Genomic DNA, 19,439 nt, shown 5'->3' on the forward strand with positions numbered 1-19,439 from the left:
TTTTTAAATTAAGTGAATAGGCTGTAAACCCAAGGTAAGATCCAGATAATGGCCGCTGCTAAGGCCACTAAGCCAGCTACTCGGCCAACCGCGTGATAAACTTCGGATTTCTCTCGCGGATCGTCTGCGTCAGGCATTCTTTTGATAATAATAAATAGCGCGACACAAATCCCAACTAAAACGACCAAACCAGTTAAAATACCCTGAATTGTCTTACCAGCTTGGGTTAATTTGCTTTTAACTTCGCCACCGTCCGCGGCAAAAACAACCTGGGCGTTCATCAAGCCCAAATAAATCGCAGTAGCTCCAGTAGTTGCTAACGCTTTTACTTTGCTGAACTTCATGTTATTCCTCCTTCCTATCGTCTTCTGATGTTCGTAATTGAATTTGTTCTGCTTGCGTTTCTTCTGGTTCACGCTGATAGAACTTGTTCAATTGTTCCTCGGCAATTTGCTGGCTTGGTAACGGATCAGTGGCTAATTTGACGCGACCATTTTCACTTGTGGCTAAGTAGTATTCTTTTTCAGACTGACCAAGTTCTTGCGTTTCCAAAACATGTAGATTATGTTCGTAACGTCCTAATGCGTTATCAACTTCCAACCCATAAAAACCAAGAAAGCCTTCTAAAAAACTTTCACCAAAAAAGGTCATTTCATTTTTAATTTGCTTATATTGATGAGTTGGCTTATCACTAACTAGCTTTTCAGTTTTTTTGGCGTTCTTGCTGTCTTGATGACGATTAAACCAACTACTGATTTTTAATGGGTCGGTCTTAATCTGACGCTTAACGGTATTTTTGATTAATGCTTTCCGTACCTCGTCAATTGGTTTACCTTCCTGTTTCAATCGGTCTTGTAACTTGTCTTGATCCGCCAATTCTTGTTCGTCTTTAACCACGATAGCTTTCTGGCCATTATGAATTAGCTTGCCATTAATGCCCTGCCAGCTTTCTACTTTCATTGGATCACCTCCTTATATTGTTTGTTGGGTTAGAAATATTAAACAACTAGCTTTCCCCTAACCCGCCCGGTAAAATGGATTGTTAGGAGGGTGACACCTAGAAGTTGCGATTCTAGGTGCTGATCCCCGTTAGCACTACTATTGCTGACGAGGACGCCCTCTTTTTTTATGTGATCTCTGATCCATTCAATTCCTTGTGCTGATATTAGTTTGCTTTTGCCACCCTCCATAATCATATTTTTGGGTACTTCGCCCTTATGACGGCGTAGCCATAAACTTACATAAGAACGACTGCGGCCTAACTTTTGGCTAGCTTGACCAAGGTTATACCATTCTTCTTTTGACACATCTTTTACCCTCCTTTCTTTAACCTATGGCTCTATTATATCGCTAAATGTACTCATTGTGTTCATTTAATTTTACATTTAGATTACAAGTGCATGCCCCCATCTTCATGCCGGTTTCGAGTTTGGTGTTGCCGTTGCTTTTTCGTCATTTCCCACTCGGTTTCTTTCAGTCCACGTTCTTGCTTTTGCCGTTGGTAATCTTCATCACGAGCATATAGAACAGTCATGATCGCATCACTAAAGGCCGTCTTTAAGTAATAGGCTGGACTAACTGGCTTATAATTTAGCGGTTGATAATGCCCCATATTTGCTTTTCTGTACTGGTCGTCCTTGGCTTGTTGCCCTTTTAACTGCTTTTGGATTTTCTCGATCTGACTGTTCTTAATCGTCGGATCGGCTTTGCATTCGCCAAAAAAGAGTTGTTTAGTGCCATCATGCTTTAAAACCCGTTGTAAGTGATGATTTTCTAACTGATCTAAGCTAAGCTGTCCCGATAAATAAGCTAGTCCTTGTTGATGTTCTTGGGGACTGAACACCTGTGGTGGATTTGCTTGCCACTGTTCAATTGTTTCAGCCTGACATGGCTTTAAAGCAGGATCATAGTACATCACGGCTGTATAGGCTTGTTCCTGTTTAGTCATTGGTAATTCATCTAAATCGCCTTTGGGAAAGGCCCTTTTCAATACTTCATGGTATTGCGTTTTAATGACTTGCTTAACGGCCATGATTGTTCGCAATTCTTTGACTGCGCGAGTAATCTTTTGCTGCTCGGTTGGTGAATACTTTTCTAGTAGACCTTGATCAACGTGTTCTAGACTTTCTAAGCTATCATCATGAATCATCAGCGTATATTTAAGCTCGATTTTGACTTCCTTTTCTTGTTGCATTAATAACTTAAAACCAACGTATGGCCGCTTAGTAAAGGTCAATAATTGTTGGGTCAACAAATCATCACGAATGTTCATTAAACGTTCGTTTAATTCACTACCCTTGAAAACTGTTTGTTCGCTATCGGTTTCCTTAATTAATTCCCGTCGTTCAGCCGCGGTTGTCTGTTCAAAATCAAGCTCTGGATAAAGTTTTTTAGTCGTGCGATCAACCACTTTATTTAAGAGTTCATCTGCTTTTTTGAGTGAGCTTTCTTGTTGGTTAATCGTCAATAATTGCTTAGTGACATCTTCACCAACAGCGTGCTTAATTAAGGTACTGTTTTTCCAATTAAATAGCATGCGCCGCTTATCATCTAAACTTTCCAAACTAATATAAGTTTTCAGTTCGTGGCTTAACTCTTTGACCACTTTTTTCTCGTTAAACGAGAAGTGTTTACTTAGGCTATCTAAATGACCTCTATTAATTACTTTTTCTTGGTTATTTTTATAGCCAGCTTTGGACTTACGATAGTTCTTAACTTGTTGGTTAAATTCTTTTCTTTCATGCCGCTTACTATTGATTCCCTCATGTTGAGTTGGTGTATCATCTATTCCCTCCTCGATAAATGATTTTTCGCTGATCCGATCGGGAATATTTTTTTGCTCTAAAACTTGATTTACACTAACCGCCCAATTGTGCCGCCATTGATTGATTTTTTCTTTTTTATCCCAATCAACCAACCAAATTTTTCGGTTTCTCACATTCCCTGCAGGGGTCTTAGTTTTATTACCATGACTATCTAAAATGTATTCGGTTTTTGTTTTCTGTCCCCAAGTACCATCGGGGTTAAATGGGCGATTGGTTAACATCACATGAGCGTGCGGATTACCTGGGTGGTCGCGATGAATTGCCACGTCGGCTACCATGCCCTCATCAACAAAATTTTCTTGCACATATTTTGTCAGTAATTCTTTCTGTTCGGATTCACTTAATTCTACCGGTAAAGCCACGTTAAACTCTTTTGCATACCGTGAGTTTGATTTACGATCTTTCTTTTCAACTTCATTCCACAACTGCTCTCGATCACTCGCCCATTCAGGTGAATTTTTTGGCGTCAAAATAAAGCTTTCTGGCATGATCGATCGGGCATAAAAATAGTGGCGACCTTCCTTATCATCAAATAGCTTTTCACCACTTCGATAAGCGGCACTGGCAATCGCACTTCGTCCTTTACCAGCACTAATATTACTAAAACTCATATGAAAAATTGCCATGTCGGTCACCACCTTTCTTTGAGTTTATGGGTTTGACTTTGTTGTCGCCATCGGCGACTTCTAATACAGGTTTTAATGGGTTTAGCACAACGTCATCAAAGATGACGTGTAAGTGCGCATTGACCTCGTTTCACTCGGTCTTCTGATTCTCTTATCTTTAACTTAGTGTATGCCTTCCGCTTCGCTATTTCAACTTTTATACTTTGACTTAACGTTTCCCTTATGATATAGTGTCGGTGATTATTTCTAATATGATTGGAGGGATCGTTATGTCTCAAAGTAACTTAGAAAAACAAGAATCTAAATTAAAAGCCCTTAATCAAAAAATTAAGGACGAAAAAAATAAGATTGAACAACGGCTAGGTAAACAAATCATCAGTCAAGCCAATTTAGATTATGCTAATTTGTCTAACGATCAGATTAAGCTTTTAGCCAAGCAATTTTCTGAATTTTTAAAGGTAAAGTCCGTAGATCATTAGCCATACGAGATGGGGAAATTCCATGTCTAATCAATATGAAAAACTAGTCGAGCAGCAAGCGCGTTTAAAACAAAAAATTGAGCGAGAAGATTTTAAATTACGACAATCTAAATACTATGAAAATCGGCAAGCCCGCAAAGCCCGTTCTCGCCGATTAATTCAAAAAGGGGCTTTGCTCGAAAAATACTTTCAAGCTGATAACCTCTCGGTCGAACAAACCGAAGAACTTTTAAAAATATTTGCTGACTATGTTAACGCCCATAAACCGGATAAATTAAAAAACGATCAACCTAATAACTAGGCCGATCGTTTTTATTTTCTGGATCATTTTTAGGCTTTACTTCTGGGTTTTGATCTGCAAAATTTTGTAACTGCTTTTGCACCTTTTCTGGATAAGTAATATTTTGGTTTATCCAAGGAAAATGCCTCAAATCGTTCTTAAAAACTTGTCCCTTCTCTCTTGCATAAACAGAGGTAAACTTTTCGCTATTATCATAGATCATGACCTTATCAGATTTAAAGGCCACTAATGGCAAATTATGTTTGGATTGCTGATAACGTTTCTTGATCGTTGCTACTGGAACACCGTGGCCACCTTTTTGTACCCGTTCGTTGACCCTTTGGATAGCTAAATTTTCATCTCGCAAAGCAACATATAATAAAGTCACTTCAAAGCCATTTTTGTGAGCTTTGTCAATCAAATTGAGTTGAGCTTTGCCTCTACCTGCCAGTGTTGTTTCTACGTGAATACTTTGCTGGTGATCTAAAGCATAGTGTAGTTGTTTGATTTCTTCTTTCATGGCTTTTAAGTTGTCACTATCTTTATGCCAATCGCCACCCATTTGTCTTAAAAGTTCATCAGCGTTAATCCGTTTTGTTTTGTCAAACAAGATGGGAAATGTATCGTATAGCGTACTTTTTCCTGCTCCGTTAATACCAGCAACAATTATATATTGGGGTTTATCTATCAACGGACAAAGTCCTTTCGCTTAATAACCTCATCTTGCCTTTTATCTAAAAAGTAGGTATATAAAGCGTCATATACTTTGCGCTTTTCTGGATCTGGCTCATGTAATGACTTATCAAGTAAATCTTTTAAATCAGTTTCTTTGGCAATTTCAAAAAAGTCATTAATTGTGATTGTATCTTTCATGTTCATCACACTTCCCAGTTATTAATTTATTTAATCTGATAAGCCATTAGTCCTCATCTGGATCATTGAGCCAATCAGCGACTTCTTTAGCGTCTTTGAACTCTGTTACTGGTGTCTCTTTGGTAGCCTTTAAAAGGCTTAAATTAGCTCTTTCGGCTTCGCTCAGGGCTGGTTTAAACGGTAATGCTGCGTCAGCTACGATCCGCTTATAAAACATATTGATCGCGGTAGTTGGGTTTAGACCTAACTGGCTTAAAACGGCTTCGGTATTATCTGCCAATTCTTTGTCAATCTGGACTTGTACGCGTTTCTTTTCCTTAACTGCCATGATTTTCTCGCCCCCCTTTATTACTACTCACATTATACTAATCTTTGAGTACCATCTCAATTAGTCTGCTTCTTTAAAAGTTGTGAATTTAAGTTTGCTGTCCTTTCCGCAATGGCACTTATACAACGTTCCTAAAGTGCCCGTAAGCGCATTTTAAAACTCGTTTAATATAATTATGCTCTATCTGTTTAAAACAGCTTAAATGGCCTTATATAGCTTTTTAGTTTTAAGCACGCTCATCGTTAGGGTGTTTGGCCGCATATTCTCTAGCCGCTTGTTTATTCCACCAAACGCCAAATAGGTTTTGCATGGTGCCGTACAAGTAGTTTTCCACGTTCTTGATGTGCTTCTCATTGCTTCTAAGGGCGTTAAAGTAGCGTCTCAAGGCTTTAGTCATCAAAGGCTTCAGTTCCTCATCATCAAGTGGAATTATGACGCCAATGTCCTGATGATCCTTTTCAACTCGATATTTAGCATTCAAGATGATACCAATAAACCGGCGCATTTGTTGCGGGGTACGGCACCAAAAACTAAGTAGTTGCACAGCTTCGGGTTCTAAGAAAACCGGTAAGCCACTGTCTTCATCAGTTAAGAAGTCATTAGCATGGGTCACCAAATCTCGGTTTTGGGTTTCTAGTTCTGCTGGTGAAAAATGGGCTGTGGAAAAGTCCAACTTTTGAGTATCTATATTGTATCTATTAGTATCTAAATTATTAGTATAGTCTAGATCTTGTCTCTTTTTGAGAAGTCCGCTTGTACCAAGGGATTCAGACGTATCAGAAACGGTATCATGCGGGTTTCTCTTTTTGAGAAGTCCGCTTGTACCAAGGGGTTCAACGGTATCATGCGGGTTTCTCTTTTTGAGAAGTCCGCTTGTACCAAGGGGTTCAGGCGATTTTAATGGCTCTCGCTTAATATAAACGTCTTTTGCTGTTACTTCCAAATCTGCCAAATATAATCTATTTGGTTCGTTTTTGCCTGATCTTGGATTAAACCCCATATGTTTTTGATACAAAAGGTTCGCGTCCATTAATTCGTGTTTAATCTTATTGATTTTATTATTTGACCAGTTTCGTAAATCTTTTAGTTCATTGTTTGTGTATATGAAATATACGTTGTTATTTTCGTCAACCCAATTATTGCTTAGTGAGTAACTTAGACGATCGCGTAACACCGAATAAAGTAAAATGGCACTATCGCTAAGATCCTTATATTTTTCCCCTTGGAGTAAGATCTGCGGCAAAGCGTAAAACTTTACTTCATAGGCCCTTTTAGCATTTGTAAAGTTGAAGTTTGATTGATCCATAATAAAAGCTCCCTTTCTTAACTGACACACGTCGTCTTAAAGAGAGTTGCTAAAACATCTGACTTGTTTTAAAATACAAATCTGATATGCTTTAACTGAATTACAAAGCGAACATTGGACGTGATCGGCTTTGTAAATTCACCGGCATGTGTCTATTCTGGGTTGCCCATACGGCAACTTTTTTTAATTTCTAACAACAAAAATGGACTAAATAGCATTGGTTAGCCACTTAGCCCATTGGATTCAATTTGTTTTTAACTATCCTTCACTTGTCCCATAGGACTGGTTTGCGGTATAATTAACCTACAAATTAAGAACAATGTTCAGACGATTTTAACTTGGCGGTCTAAATCGTCTGAATCTAAGTAGCTCGCTATTAGCTACTTGCTAAACCTAAAATCCCCGATTCCTCGTGAATCGGGGATTTTTCTGTTTAGCTTGATCTATTTATTCGGTTGTTAAATTAATCTTAGTCTAGCATAGCGCTTACCTACAGGCAACCGTATTTGGTTTAGTGCACTTTACTAGTTTTTACCTAATCACAAATTAATCAAGCGAACAAATTGCGTATTTACTTGTTTGATTAATTATTTATTTATTTAACTGCTAAATTGCATCTATGATTGAAGCTAAGAATTCTGAACGATTTTTAAATCCGTTTTTTCGGGCAGCCGTATCCATTTTTTTAAGTTGACTTTCAGTAATTGAGAAGGTCACAGATCGCTTACGCTCTACTTCCTTTCGGCTGATATTTTTCAAAAATGCGACTGCATCTTTCTTGTTGTCTTTCAATGTAGTTTCGTAACTTTCTCTCATTTCTTCGTCTTTTTTATGGTTGAATGAATCTAAACTCATAATCTAACTCTCCTTACTTGGTTTTATTTGCTAATTCTTGAAAAAGATGATCGGCGTGTTCTATGAACTTTTGATTTTGCTTTAAAATGGATTCATCATGATTGGCTAATTCAAATATTGAAGCGTGCCTTGCAGTAGCTTTATTAAAGAGCTCTCTTTCAGGAATTATAGTTGCGACTGTTTCATCGCCTTCTATGTGTTTTAGCAAATCGCGAGACATGCTTGTATTATGTCTAATCATATTACCGATAAAGAAAAGCTTTGCGTCAACGTAAGTTTCGCCAGTTCGATAGTCAAAAAGTGATTTTCTGAATTTTTCGAGTCGTGTTTCTAGGTCAAACTTGGCATTGTAGCCATGTTCACTGGGTGTAATGGGACTAAGCAGGTAATTACTGATAGCAATAGCGTTTTTAGTGATGGTGCTAAAATCTGGGTGCGTATCAATTAAGATATAGTCATAGTCGGTTAAGCTTAATGAATCGGAGTTGTTTTTAAACCACATGAACAACATCATTTCTTTGTTACTGTTATTTTCTAGATAACTTCCTAAAACATCTAGGTCTATAAAACCGGCTATTAAATCTAGATTCGGTCCGACACTGTCAATTTTTACTTTTTGAGCATTGTCATTTTCTTTAAACGCTTCAGCGATGGTATTGTTTCGTCGTGTTTTTTCAAAAACGGTTGTTAAATTGCACTGATGGTCTAAATCTATTAATAGAACCTTCTTACCATGTTTGGCTAACCAATCACCATAATTTAAAGTCAAGGTTGTTTTACCAACACCACCCTTGATAGCAGTAAAAGTAATAATCTTCATCTTGATACCTCCTTCATCTAGCTTAATTATATCATTAGTAGACAAATAAATAAACAAACAATTTATTAAATAATTAAGCTGACAATTAACTCATTTTTAAAGCTCATTTTTAAAGATTCTATATTTTTTGCGATATCTGATAAAGGTCGTCCGTTTAATCCCTGTATTACGGGCAACATCTACATCACTCATGCCTGCCTGATAAAGTTTAAAAGCATGTTGCAAGCGGGGATCGTCTTGGGTGTATTGGGGTTTGCGTCCATGATATTTGCCCTGCTGCTTGGCCAGAGAAATCCCTTGTTGTTGACGCTCAATGATCCGCTTACGCTCACTTTCAGCCTGGTACTTATACAGTTCAATAATGAGATTGGTCATGAGTTGACGTAAATTGGGGTCAGCAATCCCCGTCATGGACGGTAAATTCAACACATCTAGGGTGGCACCCTTATTTTGAATGGAGTTCATGATCTGAGTTAAATCCTGGTTGTTTCTGCCTAAGCGATCTAGTTCAGTGACCAGGACAATATCACCCTCACGAATATAGGCCAGCATTTTTTGCAGTTCTGGCCGATTAGTGTTAGCCCCACTTAATTTATCCGTAAATAATTTATCAACGTCTTTTAAAGCCGCTAACTGTCGATCTAAATGTTGCTCCTTGGAACTCACACGCGCATAACCGATTTTAGCCATTTCCAGTTCTCCTTTTGGACAGTTCTAATGAACATTTGTAATTCCTAGTATAGCACAGAATCAAAAAAGGCCACTAGGGTATAGCAGAGCGGACCACTTGAAACTTCTAACTCCACTAAAATCCGAGAAATGACCAAGAAAAATGACAACTCTTCGAATATTGTTACTTCAAATTAAAATCAAAAATGATTACCTTAAAAATTGAGGTTTTTTAATTAAAATAATATTATTTTATGCTGTGTTATCCGCAATTCTAAATCTGGATCATAGTGATATTTGATAGCTTTGTAGCAGTATGTAAATAAAATTATTATTCTGATAAAGGCAAGCAACGATTGACAATTCTGAGCGTTATTTTTCGAATCATGGCGTTTTTATATTACAATGATCCTAGAAAAAGTAAAGTTATGGAGGCGATTAGATGAGTGATTTGGATCAGACAAACAGCTATCGATACGTCATTGTTGGTGGCGGAGTGGTTGCTGGCTATGCCGTCAAGGGAATTCGACAGGAAGATTCAGAGGGTGAGATCTTAATTATTTCGCAAGAGGCGGATGTCCCATATGAACGACCGGCACTGAGTAAAAAACTATGGCTAGATGATGAATTTACTGAAGAGAACATTCAGATTGGTGCTGAAAATTATCCCAATGTGACTTTTAAGTTCAAGACAACGGTTACGGCTATTAATCGGCAAGATAAGGTCATTACATTGGACGATAGTGAGCAAATCAAGTATGAACAGCTATTGCTAGCAACTGGCGGAGAACCTAGACAAATCCAGGGACCTTCTGATCCACATGTGCTAGTCTTTAGACAGTGGTCAGATTATCGCAAGTTACGTAAATTTAGTGGTCCGAACAAGCGAGTTGTGATCATTGGTGGTGGATATGTTGGTACAGAGCTCGCATCGTCACTGACCCAAAATGAGACTGAAGTTACGATGATTTTTCCAGAAAAAGCGCTGGGTGAGGGTAAATTTCCTGAGCCTATTCGGACTGAGTATGAAGCCACGTTCAAACGCAATGGTGTCACACTGATGAGTGGTCAGTTTGTCCAATCATATCAACGCCAAGGTGACCACTTGACTCTATTGACAAAGGATGGTACGGTGATCGCAGCCGATACGATCATTGTTGGGTTAGGCGTTACGCCGCGGATTAGTTTAGCTGAAGACAGTTGTTTGGATTTAGCTGATGGTGGTGTGAAAGTTAATGAGTATCTCAATACTAGTGACCCAGCCATCTGGTCTGCTGGAGATATTGCCTCTTATCCAGATCACATCTTGGGTCGGCAACGGATTGAGCACGTGGACCATGCCCGACTTTCTGGTGAATTAGTTGGCCGTAATATGGCAGGTGCTCACATGAGCTATCAGCATACCCCATACTTCTATTCCATGATTTTTTATATTTCCTGGCAAGCAATCGGTAATATTGATCCTAAATTGCAATTGATTTTTGATCGGCGAACGCATGGATCGCTTGTCTATTTCATAGATACCGATAAGTTAGTTGGTGTTTTAGTTTGGAATGTTAAGGTGAATCTTGATGATGTTCGCGCATTGCTTGCGAACGCTCCAGCTACAGATGATCTGGTGGGCTCCATTCGAGAGAAGAAAGCTTAGTATCTGGATGAGATATCGGTGAATCATTGCGTCATCACTAATGTACTTTAGAACAAAATGGCCATCATTAACGATGGCTCAGTAGCAAATAAAAACTAGCCTTGAGTCATTTTAAAGTGCATGAAGTGCAACACAAAAGTTAGACAAAATTGAATATTTTTAAACTGCTAAGGCATGTTCCCTGTATTCGCAGGGAGTCATGCCTTTTGTTTTCGGCTGTTCGTCAAATCAAGTTGATGGCGGTTCAAGTTAACAGTTAGACCATAAATGGTCTAGCTGTTTTTTTATTTGGCTGATGAGCTTGCTCGAAGCCAAAACATTTGAATATTTATACATTCAGTAAAGTTGTTCCAACTACGATATCCATAGGCACTACTTTTTATCTTTTTTGTTCTTCCAATGATTCCCTCTAAAAATCCGTTGGAATATTTAAGCTTCAGTGCATTTAATACTTGTTTACGATATTTTCTTAATGATGTCATTGTTTGATCCATAGCGGTATTGAGTGGATGATAATTGAGTAGTATCTGATTCATTGTATCAGTATCGCCTGTTCTAATAGCCTTTAAAATATCTTGATATACTTCGTAGGACTTGGCGAAACCTTCGTCCAAATCTAAACACTTTGTGATTAAATTTAGATCCGTTTCATAATAACCAACACTGTACTGATACTTAGGGTTTATCTTTTCGATGGAATCGAATGATTCCAAGAATTTTTTCCAATCTCTCTTCATGAACAAGTATTCTTTATTTCTTTTAGGCATTCGTTTCATTACCTGTATTCTAGTTGAATTGAGAGAACGATTCATCATCTGAACGATATGAAATCTATCAACAACGACTTTGGCCTTTGGAAACAACTTTGGTACTAAATTAATGTATCCGGCATTTAAATCCAAAGAAATAGTTTTTACCTGTCTTCTGACTTTCAAAGGAAATCGACTGAAGTATTTACTGATTTGATATGAAGTTCTTCTGGGCAAGATATCACCCGTACGATGATTATCGCTATCTAACCAAATAAAGCTCATTTTGTCAGTAGACATAAATTCATCAAATGCCATGTGCTTAGGAAGATGTTCAGGAAGTGATTTCTTGTGCATCTTGGCTTCTTCATCGATGATACGTTGAACGGTCTTATCGGAGACGTTAAAACGTCTGCCGATATCCTTCAATGATGTATTAAAAGCAGTTTCTGATAAGATCATTTGTCTAACAGGTTGTGCGATTTGACAATATTCCCAAACATAACTAGTTTTGGCTACAAAGATAGAGTTACAAGATTTACATTTATACTTTTGACGTTTCAGACTTATATACGTTGGACGTAATGATAATGATGGAACGACTATCATATTTTTATTAAATCCATTCTTAACTAAGTGGCCTGCAAGGCCACAGTTAAGACAACGGTCAATCTGTTTAGTTAGCATTGCAAAATAGACTAAGGACTTGATGCCATTAACTAACATAAATTTTGGGTCTTCAGTAAAGATAATATTCTCATCTTTCATTTCAAGAGCGTTTCGTATAGACTTATTACTTAGGGACATCATTCAAATTCCTTTCATTGTGAAGCTGTAGAGGGTAGAACATCTAAAGGTATGGATGGTGTCTTTTTGATGTTCTAAAATAGTTTTATTAATAAATGGTATACAAAAATAGAGTTGATGGCAAAATGCCTATCAACTCTATTTATCGTACAGCCGTTTTTTTGTGAGAGCGTAAAATATCTTGTGTAAATGCATAAAAGATTTCTGAATTGTATAGAAATAGGGAATGCCTTCCCTTATGATATTTAGTAACCACAGAAAACATCACAGGAGGCATTCCCCATGAATGAACTTACCACAGAAATTATCGCTGCACTAGCCCAAAAGCAAGATTTGGACGAAGTTTTTCGTCACCACCTCGAAATTGCGATTAACCAGCTGCTTCAAACCGAATTGGCAGAGTTTTTGGGTTACGAACGCTACTCATACGCTGGGATTAACACTGGTAATAACCGCAACGGCAGTTATGAGCGCTCGTTTGATACGAAGTACGGCCAACTTAACTTAACCATTCCTCGAGATCGCAATGGCCGGTTTGAAAATCATACCTTGCCAGCCTACGGTCGGCACAGTGATAATTTAGAAACAACGGTCATTCAGTTGTATACCAAGGAAATTACCACTGCTGAAATTGCCGAACTCATTGAGAAAATGTACGGTGCTCACTACTCCAAAGCCACGGTTTCCAACATGACTAAAGCCGTCAATGAACAGGTTCAAGCTTTCCAGCAACGTCGACTGGCTTCACAATATGTGGCCATCTTCTTAGATGCCACTTACTTGCAGTTAAAGCGGGATACCGTTCAAAAAGAAGCCGTTCATATTGCGATTGGCATTCGTCCAGATGGTACGAAAGAAGTGCTGAACTACCAAGTGGCGCCAACGGAATCGACTGGAATCTGGACTGAACTGCTGGGAACCTTGATCAAGCAGGGCGTTAAAGATGTGCTGTTGTTTGTGGCCGATGGGTTAGTTGGTTTGGATGAAGGCTTGAATCGGCATTTCCCTAAAGCCAAACGACAACGTTGCCTGGTTCATGTTGGGCGGAATCTGATGAACAAAGTTCGCGTAAAAGACCGCAAGGCCGTGATCAGTGACTTTAAACAAGTTCATCGGGCCGCCAACCGTGAAGCAGCCGAACTGAAACTGAATGAGTTCGCCAACAACTGGCATCAGACCTATCCCAAATTAATCAAAGATCTGCTTAAAATGCCGAATTTACTCACTTTCATGGACTTTCCACCAGCTATCCGGCAATCACTATACTCCACTAACCTGATTGAGAACTTTAATAAGCATCTCAAGCGCACCACCCACCACAAAGAACAATTTCCAACGGAAGATTCACTGGATCGCTTCCTGGTTTCTCAGTTTAATGTTTATAACGAGAAGTCTCTGAAGCGGATCCACCGAGGGTTCAAAGGACTCCAGGACATCTTGGAAGCATCATTTATTTAAGTTAGATACATATTATATGTACGAAGGCATTTCATTTACACAAGATTCTTGACGCTACCTTTCAATGGAACTGGTGGTCAAAATCGCATTGTAGTTGCCATGCCCCAAGCTGGTTTTACGCGGGCCTTTTTGTAAAATATATTGAACAACTTGGTTAATATGTTCATCGGTCTCAAAGTCAGCCGGAGTTAAATACGTTTCTTCCAAGTCCTTGACTGACATCGCTTGAATCTTGGCTTGAATTTTTGCTTCATCAGCTGTACTCAGCAGGCGGCCTTGCTTATCGCGACGTGCTTTGACGCGCTGGGTTTCTTTCTCGAGGGCCCGGGTTATTAACGTATCTTTGCCAATTGTTGTTACATGTTCGACGTTAAACGGTAACACGGCTTGGTCCTCTAAGGCATCTCGCAAGTTATAACGTGACAGACTTTACCAAATAGCTCCTCAGTCGTGACCGCTAGATCACCCTTGAGCTGTTTCTTATTTTCATTAAAGATGGGGGTGCCGGTGTAACCATACCAATTACTATTGACAAACGCTGCCCGAATTTCCTTTTGCATCTTACCAAATTGCGACCGGTGGGCTTCATCAACAAAGAAGATCACCCGTTGCTTTAAAGTCTTACTAAAGCGGGATTGCTTACCGGTTGCCAGCTGGGCTTGCGTTTTTTTGACCGCCCGATGGAGCTTTTGAATCGAGGTGACCAAGACCTTACCGTCATTTTGTTGCAACTTACGCATTAAATCACCGGTATTTTGGGCTTCGTTAATGGCAATATCGTCATTGGCAGCATAGGGCACTAAAGTTGCTAGTTGTCTGTTCATCTAAATCCCGCCGGTCAACTAAAAAGATGACCTTATCGACACCAGGATCTTGCGCAGCTAATTTAGCGGTTTTATATGAGGTGAGTGTTTTACCAGAACCCGTGGTATGCCAAACAAAGCCATCTTGATGGTCATGAATTCGGTGCATCACGGCTTCAATCGCATAAATCTGATAAGGCCGTAAGAGAATTAAGCTCTGACGTTCTTGGTCGATGACCGTATATTCACTGACCATTTGTGGGCCATGGGAATATTAAGGACTTGGCGCGTAAACGCTAAGCCGTTTTCCACGGGGTGATTATCCCGCGTTCGGCCAATTGAACAAAAAGGCTTTATTGAAATGATCCGGTTCGGCATTCGCAAAATACGCCGTACTATCCGGCGTCATAATCACAAACATTTGCAACAGCGAGTAAATTCCCGTATATTTACCTTCCTGTGCGTATTTTTCAATTTGGATTAAAAGCCTGGTTAAGTTCGACCGTGGCTTTTTTTAGTTTCCAATTGAATTAAGGGTAACCCATTAATTAATAAGGTTACGTCAAAACGGCGATCAGGATCGACATCTTGAGTACCAGCTAACCGTGGTCGCACTGCTTGCCGTACCACTTCATAACTAGATTTACCGCCAGCAACGTCGCTTTCCAAAACAACTCGAGCGTCACCGTGCCCAGCTTAGCATCATCACGTTCAACTTCAACTTTGCCAATGCCATTTTCGGCGGCTAGTAACTTAGCTGCTTCGTAAGGTGTCCGGACCTCAATCGCCCGTTTAACCTGATTAAATTCGGTATCAGTTAAAGGGTGTCCCTGCAATTTAGCATAATTATTGTTATTTAATTTATCACGAAAATTAGCCCATAATTGATCCGGCGTCGCACCATACAGGTCTTTGCGTTCCACCCATTGATTGCTTCCAGTCGTTAAGGTTTTAACAACTTCTTTTTCAAATGACAGTTCCAACATAAAAACATTCCTTCCCCCACCTTTAAATTACTCACTAGTTTATTATACGCGAACAGATTAGCGTTTAGGCTTCATAATTTAATATAGCTAGGATACAAATAAAGCCAAATAGACAAGCATCAAAAAAACGGAAGGTTAATTATTAAGAAGCTGTCCAAGATCTATGATTTTTGATATACTTCTATGTAAAAAGCGAGTTTAAGCTATGAAAAATTATCCCAGCAATACTACTCGGCAACAATTTGAATTAATTCGACCAGCTTTAGAAAATTTTCGTAAGCGAACTAAGCCTCGAAAATATGACCTCTACGAGGTCTTCTGTGCGGTCCTATATGTCTTGAAAACCGGTTGCCAATGGCGTCAAGTCCCCGGTGATTTCCCAGAATGGCGGTCAGTTTACAACTATTACAAAATTTGGTCAACTAAAGCTGAGCCTACGGCTGATTCTTTATTGGAACAAGTTTTAAAAAAATTGTCATTGCTCGGCGAACTTACCAAGGACGTTCAGCTTTAACTTCCTTTATTATCGTTGACGCTCAGAGCGTCAAAAACACCGCTACTGCTGAAAACAAAGGTTACGACGCTGGTAAGAAAATCTCGGGGATTAAGCGCCATCTGGCAGTTGATATCAATGGCTTTCCGCAGGCCATTCACATGACGCGAGCGAACGTCTCTGATCGAGACGGGGCCAGTGCAATGATCGCTTTACATGCCATGCATTTACGCCAGGTTCAAAATGTCTTAGTTGATGGTGGTTATTCAGGCGTTAATTTTCAGCTCGATGTAGCCAGTAATTTAAACGCAACCGTGCAGGTTGCGAAGCGCAATGAGTTGCATCGATTCGAAGTCATGCCCCAACGTTGGGTAGTCGAACGATCTTTTAGTTGGCTAGAGAATTGTCGGCGACTTTGGAAAAATTGTGAGCGTCAATTAACCACCAGTCTGCAAATGGTCGTTTTAGCGTTTTTAGCACTATTACTTAAGAGATTTTAGACAGCTTCTTAGAAATTGCTTTTAGTTTAAAACTTTCGTTGATAAAGAAATTGCAAATTGAATCTGGTTTTGTTGAGACGCGTTTACCAGTCTGGCGTTTGATCCCAGCAAGTAAATAGAACTTCTGGTGATGTCTGACTACTTTGCCAACATAGACGATTCGAGTTTGCTTTGCCTCGCGTTTTGTTAATGCTTTATCTGCGATATTGATTAGCTTGGTTTGAGTTTGGGGTGCTAATTGTTGGTTAGACTGAGTGTCGGAATTTGTTTTACTTGCGAGTACAGTTAGGGTACCTGCGATGATTAACAGGGCAATTGCCCAGATTGAAAATATCAGCTTTTTCATTATTGACTCTCCAAAAAATAATAGACCCTTAGTTTATTATTTTGGGTCTAAACTTTCTGGTATTGGTGAAAGCCAATGCCAGTTTTTTATTGTCTTCTTTTGGGCATACAAAAAGGACCTCACAGTCCAATGTTATGATTTAAGCAACCAAACCAAATCGTACAAAGGAGATACTGTGATGCCCCAATTAAATTCTATCTTAAATCTTCTAAATATAACAGACACAAATATCGATATCTTAAATTCAAATGACAAAGTGATATTCCGTGGCAGTCAAAAGCTCCATATCAAGGTCATCGAAGGAAGATTATCGTATCGCTTGAAGAAATGTCCTAATTGCGGGTTCGATTGCTTGATCAAGAACGGAGCTAGAGAAACCAATGTCCGCTTAGGCAGCCTCAACGGTTCCGAATATCATTTGAAACTCTGGAAGCAGCGCTATTTGTGTAGATCATGTAAAACGACTTGTGGAGCACATACTAACCTGGTAGAAAAGAATCAATCAATGTCTCGTCAAATAGATCAACTGATCATACTTTTGGCAAAACAATCCTTTACCTTCAAATCCATCGCTATGATGCTGGGGATATCTGCTAGCACAGTCGCCAGAAAGATATATGGCAGACTTCAATTACCTAAAAGAGCACGTTTACTACCAAAGAATATCTGCATCGATGAGTTCAGGTCTGCCAATCATTTGTTTTCTTTTATAGCTTGCGATGCAGACTCTCACCAAATGATCACCCTTTTGCCCAATCGTCTTTCGATGAAGATAATCGAACACTTTAAAAGAGAGTATTCATTATCTGAGAGACAACAAGTCGAATCAGTCTCGATAGACCTGAATGCCAATTATCAAGGTGTCATAAGAAGATTATTCCCAAACGCAAAGATAATCGTTGATAGATTCCATATCGTTCAACTGGTCGGAAGAGCGCTGGATAAAGCACGTTTGTCTGTACTGAATAGTCTCAGTGACAAAAAGTCTCGTGAATACAAAGCTCTTAAAAGCCAATGGCGGATGTTCCACTTATTTGATGATGAATTGGATCAAGCCAACATTAGATATATCTTTGGTATCAACGAGTATATGACTCAACAGAATCTTGTAGACATTGGTCTTGATGCCGATCCAGTATTCAAAGATGTATACCAGACTTACCAGAACGTTCTACGTTCAATAAAATCTAAGGACCCTGAATTGCTTAAGCAAACATTGCAAGAATATAAAAACAATGGGAGCTCAATGGATACTGCTATAACCACTTTTAAGAACAACTACAAATATCTAGTCAACAGCTGCGAATTGCCATATTCCAATGGTCCTCTTGAAGGATTGATTGGAAAGATCAAAAAGCTTAAACATAACTGCTATGGGTTCCGGAATCTCCATAACTTCTTTGTGAGGATCAGACTTATCATCGCATAAAAAAACCACACCATAAATGGTGTGGTAAATGCTCTAAAAAGTCTCACCAATACGATTTGACTTAGAGCCATTATTTTTTGGTGGTTTTCGCAAGTCATCAAAAAGCTCACAGAACAGCCCCGTTTAGGCGTGCTCTGTGAGCTTTTCGATTAATAAGTTGTTGCTTCCAATAAGGCTGGTGATTGTGGTTCTTCTTGTTTAAGAACAACCACCTGACTGTTAATCTTTAAGGCACGAGAGATAATTCGGTTGATGTCATTGTATAGGTGGTCATCGACGCTATTGGATAGGTTACCAACGTTAACAATCAGCTTGTTTAGTTGGTTTGTATCAATTGCTTGGTCAATTTCAGCTGTGTCAGTTAATACCCGCTTGTTATTAATGGCAGCAACATCGTCAGTGATTGTTTCAACCTCTTGTTCACTGATTTCGTTGCTAGTGGTCTTTTCAATTTGGGCATTTGTTAAGTCCGTTGGGGATTTGCTAATTTGAATTTCAGATAGAGACAGCTTTTCTGAAATTCGTTTGAATAATGCCAGATTTTTAGGTAATCCATTAAGACGATTGGAACAGTTAAGTCAATAGTTTCAACCAGATACTTATTGATTTCGCGGTAGTAACGCTCTAAATCAATCTGTTTTTCCTTGCTTGTTTCATTGTGGCCATGGAAAGTTGTTGAACCACCTTGACCAGTAAAGTTAAGTTCACCACCACGTTTTTCTGATCCTAATGTTTCCACTAGGTCGGTTGGGGCGTCTGCATCTAATTTCACGGGTGCAACTGTTTTATCAACAATTTTGAATAGTCTGAATGATGTTCCCTCTAACGCTAACAAGTAATACATCTTGTTTGGTTGCTCACGTAAAATAGATAGTAAGTCGGGAGATTTGCTAATTGTTAACTTTACTTCGTCAAGTTGTCCGTGGTAAAACGAACAACTCTAAAGTATTACCTTGAATGAATAACGTTATCCCTTGGTATGGTAGGTTCTGATCAATCAAGTTGTCTACCTGACGTTCAAGCTCTTTATAGTTTAATTCAGGGTGTTCCATAGAATATTTTTTAATTTCTGTAAGCGCACTCTTTAAGTGCAGACGCTCATCTTGTTGGTATTTTAATTTATTTAAATTAATACTCAAGGTGAGTACATCTTCATTCG

At 39.0% G+C, this 19,439-nt stretch carries 21 protein-coding genes and 1 pseudogene; 6 read left to right on the forward strand and 16 right to left on the reverse strand.

The window, feature by feature from the left end:
- Nucleotides 1-8: 8 nt before the first annotated feature.
- From LA20249_RS11515 to mobQ, 4 genes are all read right to left on the reverse strand, one after another.
- Nucleotides 9-344 (reverse strand): CagC family type IV secretion system protein, encoded by a 336-nt coding sequence (locus LA20249_RS11515; RefSeq protein WP_057738172.1) that lies wholly within the window; start codon nucleotides 342-344, stop codon nucleotides 9-11.
- Between the two features lies 1 nt (nucleotide 345).
- Complete coding sequence (locus LA20249_RS11520) at nucleotides 346-960, reverse strand: hypothetical protein (protein WP_020967646.1); 615 nt, start codon at nucleotides 958-960, stop codon at nucleotides 346-348.
- A gap of 38 nt (nucleotides 961-998) precedes the next feature.
- Nucleotides 999-1,307, reverse strand: a complete 309-nt coding sequence (locus tag LA20249_RS11525; RefSeq protein ID WP_082272744.1) for a hypothetical protein — start codon at nucleotides 1,305-1,307, stop codon at nucleotides 999-1,001.
- A gap of 83 nt (nucleotides 1,308-1,390) precedes the next feature.
- The gene (gene mobQ, locus LA20249_RS11530; RefSeq protein WP_057738170.1) at nucleotides 1,391-3,451 is read right to left on the reverse strand and encodes a MobQ family relaxase; all 2,061 of its coding nucleotides are present in this window, start codon (nucleotides 3,449-3,451) and stop codon (nucleotides 1,391-1,393) included.
- A 251-nt stretch (nucleotides 3,452-3,702) separates the two neighbouring features.
- On the opposite strand from mobQ, the gene LA20249_RS11535 reads away from it, so the two are divergent.
- Together LA20249_RS11535 and LA20249_RS11540 are read left to right on the forward strand one after the other, a co-directional pair.
- On the forward strand, nucleotides 3,703-3,930 hold the full coding sequence (locus LA20249_RS11535; protein ID WP_083477898.1) for a hypothetical protein: 228 nt from the start codon (nucleotides 3,703-3,705) through the stop codon (nucleotides 3,928-3,930).
- Between the two features lie 22 nt (nucleotides 3,931-3,952).
- Nucleotides 3,953-4,231, forward strand: coding sequence for a hypothetical protein (locus tag LA20249_RS11540; RefSeq protein WP_041095822.1), 279 nt, complete (start codon nucleotides 3,953-3,955; stop codon nucleotides 4,229-4,231).
- Here LA20249_RS11540 and LA20249_RS11545 read toward each other — a convergent pair.
- From LA20249_RS11545 to LA20249_RS11575, 7 genes are all read right to left on the reverse strand, one after another.
- Nucleotides 4,221-4,901 carry a zeta toxin family protein gene (locus LA20249_RS11545; protein ID WP_010012556.1) on the reverse strand — a complete coding sequence of 227 codons (681 nt, stop codon included), beginning with the start codon at nucleotides 4,899-4,901 and terminating at the stop codon, nucleotides 4,221-4,223. The genes LA20249_RS11540 and LA20249_RS11545 overlap by 11 nt on opposite strands.
- Nucleotides 4,898-5,083: a hypothetical protein gene (locus tag LA20249_RS11550; RefSeq protein WP_010620892.1), complete on the reverse strand. Its 186-nt coding sequence runs from the start codon at nucleotides 5,081-5,083 to the stop codon at nucleotides 4,898-4,900. Before LA20249_RS11550 ends, LA20249_RS11545 begins: the two co-directional genes overlap by 4 nt.
- A 46-nt stretch (nucleotides 5,084-5,129) precedes the next feature.
- Nucleotides 5,130-5,411, reverse strand: a complete 282-nt coding sequence (locus LA20249_RS11555) for a type II toxin-antitoxin system RelB/DinJ family antitoxin (RefSeq protein ID WP_010014831.1) — start codon at nucleotides 5,409-5,411, stop codon at nucleotides 5,130-5,132.
- Nucleotides 5,412-5,637: 226 nt separating this feature from the next.
- On the reverse strand, nucleotides 5,638-6,717 hold the full coding sequence (locus tag LA20249_RS11560; RefSeq protein WP_010014830.1) for a replication initiator protein A: 1,080 nt from the start codon (nucleotides 6,715-6,717) through the stop codon (nucleotides 5,638-5,640).
- 606 nt (nucleotides 6,718-7,323) lie between these two features.
- Nucleotides 7,324-7,572, reverse strand: a complete 249-nt coding sequence (locus LA20249_RS11565) for a ribbon-helix-helix domain-containing protein (RefSeq protein WP_002825834.1) — start codon at nucleotides 7,570-7,572, stop codon at nucleotides 7,324-7,326.
- Between the two features lie 13 nt (nucleotides 7,573-7,585).
- Nucleotides 7,586-8,392 (reverse strand): ParA family protein, encoded by an 807-nt coding sequence (locus LA20249_RS11570; RefSeq protein WP_010010267.1) that lies wholly within the window; start codon nucleotides 8,390-8,392, stop codon nucleotides 7,586-7,588.
- A 96-nt stretch (nucleotides 8,393-8,488) separates the two neighbouring features.
- Entirely contained in the window at nucleotides 8,489-9,082 is a 594-nt protein-coding gene (locus LA20249_RS11575; protein WP_034528490.1) for a recombinase family protein, read from the reverse strand.
- A 421-nt stretch (nucleotides 9,083-9,503) separates the two neighbouring features.
- Between LA20249_RS11575 and LA20249_RS11580 the strand changes: the two genes are divergently transcribed.
- Entirely contained in the window at nucleotides 9,504-10,709 is a 1,206-nt protein-coding gene (locus LA20249_RS11580) for an NAD(P)/FAD-dependent oxidoreductase (RefSeq protein WP_057738166.1), read from the forward strand.
- 284 nt (nucleotides 10,710-10,993) lie between these two features.
- Here LA20249_RS11580 and LA20249_RS11585 read toward each other — a convergent pair whose 3' ends face one another.
- Nucleotides 10,994-12,265, reverse strand: coding sequence for an ISL3 family transposase (locus tag LA20249_RS11585; RefSeq protein ID WP_057738193.1), 1,272 nt, complete (start codon nucleotides 12,263-12,265; stop codon nucleotides 10,994-10,996).
- A 282-nt stretch (nucleotides 12,266-12,547) separates the two neighbouring features.
- On the opposite strand from LA20249_RS11585, the gene LA20249_RS11590 reads away from it, so the two are divergent.
- The gene (locus LA20249_RS11590) at nucleotides 12,548-13,723 is read left to right on the forward strand and encodes an IS256 family transposase (protein ID WP_057738164.1); all 1,176 of its coding nucleotides are present in this window, start codon (nucleotides 12,548-12,550) and stop codon (nucleotides 13,721-13,723) included.
- Between the two features lie 60 nt (nucleotides 13,724-13,783).
- On the opposite strand, the pseudogene LA20249_RS11910 reads toward LA20249_RS11590, so the two are convergent.
- A pseudogene (locus LA20249_RS11910) lies at nucleotides 13,784-15,512 on the reverse strand (DEAD/DEAH box helicase family protein); the annotation flags it as partial.
- Nucleotides 15,513-15,717: 205 nt separating this feature from the next.
- On the opposite strand from LA20249_RS11910, the gene LA20249_RS11610 reads away from it, so the two are divergent.
- Nucleotides 15,718-16,505 (forward strand): IS5 family transposase gene (locus tag LA20249_RS11610; RefSeq protein WP_101836923.1). Its coding sequence is split into 2 segments (ribosomal slippage): nucleotides 15,718-15,976 and nucleotides 15,976-16,505, totalling 789 coding nucleotides; the frame shifts between segments, so codons are not numbered across the junction.
- On the opposite strand, the gene LA20249_RS11615 is transcribed toward LA20249_RS11610, so the two are convergent.
- Entirely contained in the window at nucleotides 16,492-16,851 is a 360-nt protein-coding gene (locus LA20249_RS11615; RefSeq protein WP_057738140.1) for a hypothetical protein, read from the reverse strand. The two genes, LA20249_RS11610 and LA20249_RS11615, sit on opposite strands and share 14 nt — an antisense overlap.
- Before the next feature lie 178 nt (nucleotides 16,852-17,029).
- On the opposite strand from LA20249_RS11615, the gene LA20249_RS11620 reads away from it, so the two are divergent.
- The gene (locus LA20249_RS11620) at nucleotides 17,030-18,280 is read left to right on the forward strand and encodes an ISL3 family transposase (RefSeq protein WP_056945266.1); all 1,251 of its coding nucleotides are present in this window, start codon (nucleotides 17,030-17,032) and stop codon (nucleotides 18,278-18,280) included.
- A 463-nt stretch (nucleotides 18,281-18,743) separates the two neighbouring features.
- Here the strand turns inward: LA20249_RS11620 and LA20249_RS11915 are convergent, their stop codons facing one another.
- Nucleotides 18,744-19,124, reverse strand: a complete 381-nt coding sequence (locus LA20249_RS11915; protein ID WP_236900123.1) for a baeRF6 domain-containing protein — start codon at nucleotides 19,122-19,124, stop codon at nucleotides 18,744-18,746.
- A 67-nt stretch (nucleotides 19,125-19,191) separates the two neighbouring features.
- Nucleotides 19,192-19,419: a hypothetical protein gene (locus LA20249_RS11920; protein WP_236900124.1), complete on the reverse strand. Its 228-nt coding sequence runs from the start codon at nucleotides 19,417-19,419 to the stop codon at nucleotides 19,192-19,194.
- Between the last annotated feature and the right edge of the window lie 20 nt (nucleotides 19,420-19,439).

This window comes from Companilactobacillus alimentarius DSM 20249, from assembly GCF_002849895.1.
GTDB lineage: Bacteria > Bacillota > Bacilli > Lactobacillales > Lactobacillaceae > Companilactobacillus > Companilactobacillus alimentarius.

Coding starts and splice junctions, on each gene's coding strand:
- LA20249_RS11515 (WP_057738172.1), bottom strand. CDS start 344: ATGAAGTTCAGCAAAGTAAAAGCGTTAGCAACTACTGGAGCTACTGCG.
- LA20249_RS11520 (WP_020967646.1), bottom strand. CDS start 960: ATGAAAGTAGAAAGCTGGCAGGGCATTAATGGCAAGCTAATTCATAAT.
- mobQ (WP_057738170.1), bottom strand. CDS start 3,451: ATGGCAATTTTTCATATGAGTTTTAGTAATATTAGTGCTGGTAAAGGA.
- LA20249_RS11535 (WP_083477898.1), top strand. CDS start 3,703: ATGATTGGAGGGATCGTTATGTCTCAAAGTAACTTAGAAAAACAAGAA.
- LA20249_RS11540 (WP_041095822.1), top strand. CDS start 3,953: ATGTCTAATCAATATGAAAAACTAGTCGAGCAGCAAGCGCGTTTAAAA.
- LA20249_RS11550 (WP_010620892.1), bottom strand. CDS start 5,083: ATGAAAGATACAATCACAATTAATGACTTTTTTGAAATTGCCAAAGAA.
- LA20249_RS11555 (WP_010014831.1), bottom strand. CDS start 5,411: ATGGCAGTTAAGGAAAAGAAACGCGTACAAGTCCAGATTGACAAAGAA.
- LA20249_RS11560 (WP_010014830.1), bottom strand. CDS start 6,717: ATGGATCAATCAAACTTCAACTTTACAAATGCTAAAAGGGCCTATGAA.
- LA20249_RS11565 (WP_002825834.1), bottom strand. CDS start 7,572: ATGAGTTTAGATTCATTCAACCATAAAAAAGACGAAGAAATGAGAGAA.
- LA20249_RS11570 (WP_010010267.1), bottom strand. CDS start 8,392: ATGAAGATTATTACTTTTACTGCTATCAAGGGTGGTGTTGGTAAAACA.
- LA20249_RS11575 (WP_034528490.1), bottom strand. CDS start 9,082: ATGGCTAAAATCGGTTATGCGCGTGTGAGTTCCAAGGAGCAACATTTA.
- LA20249_RS11580 (WP_057738166.1), top strand. CDS start 9,504: ATGAGTGATTTGGATCAGACAAACAGCTATCGATACGTCATTGTTGGT.
- LA20249_RS11585 (WP_057738193.1), bottom strand. CDS start 12,265: ATGTCCCTAAGTAATAAGTCTATACGAAACGCTCTTGAAATGAAAGAT.
- LA20249_RS11590 (WP_057738164.1), top strand. CDS start 12,548: ATGAATGAACTTACCACAGAAATTATCGCTGCACTAGCCCAAAAGCAA.
- LA20249_RS11615 (WP_057738140.1), bottom strand. CDS start 16,851: ATGAAAAAGCTGATATTTTCAATCTGGGCAATTGCCCTGTTAATCATC.
- LA20249_RS11620 (WP_056945266.1), top strand. CDS start 17,030: ATGCCCCAATTAAATTCTATCTTAAATCTTCTAAATATAACAGACACA.
- LA20249_RS11915 (WP_236900123.1), bottom strand. CDS start 19,124: ATGTATTACTTGTTAGCGTTAGAGGGAACATCATTCAGACTATTCAAA.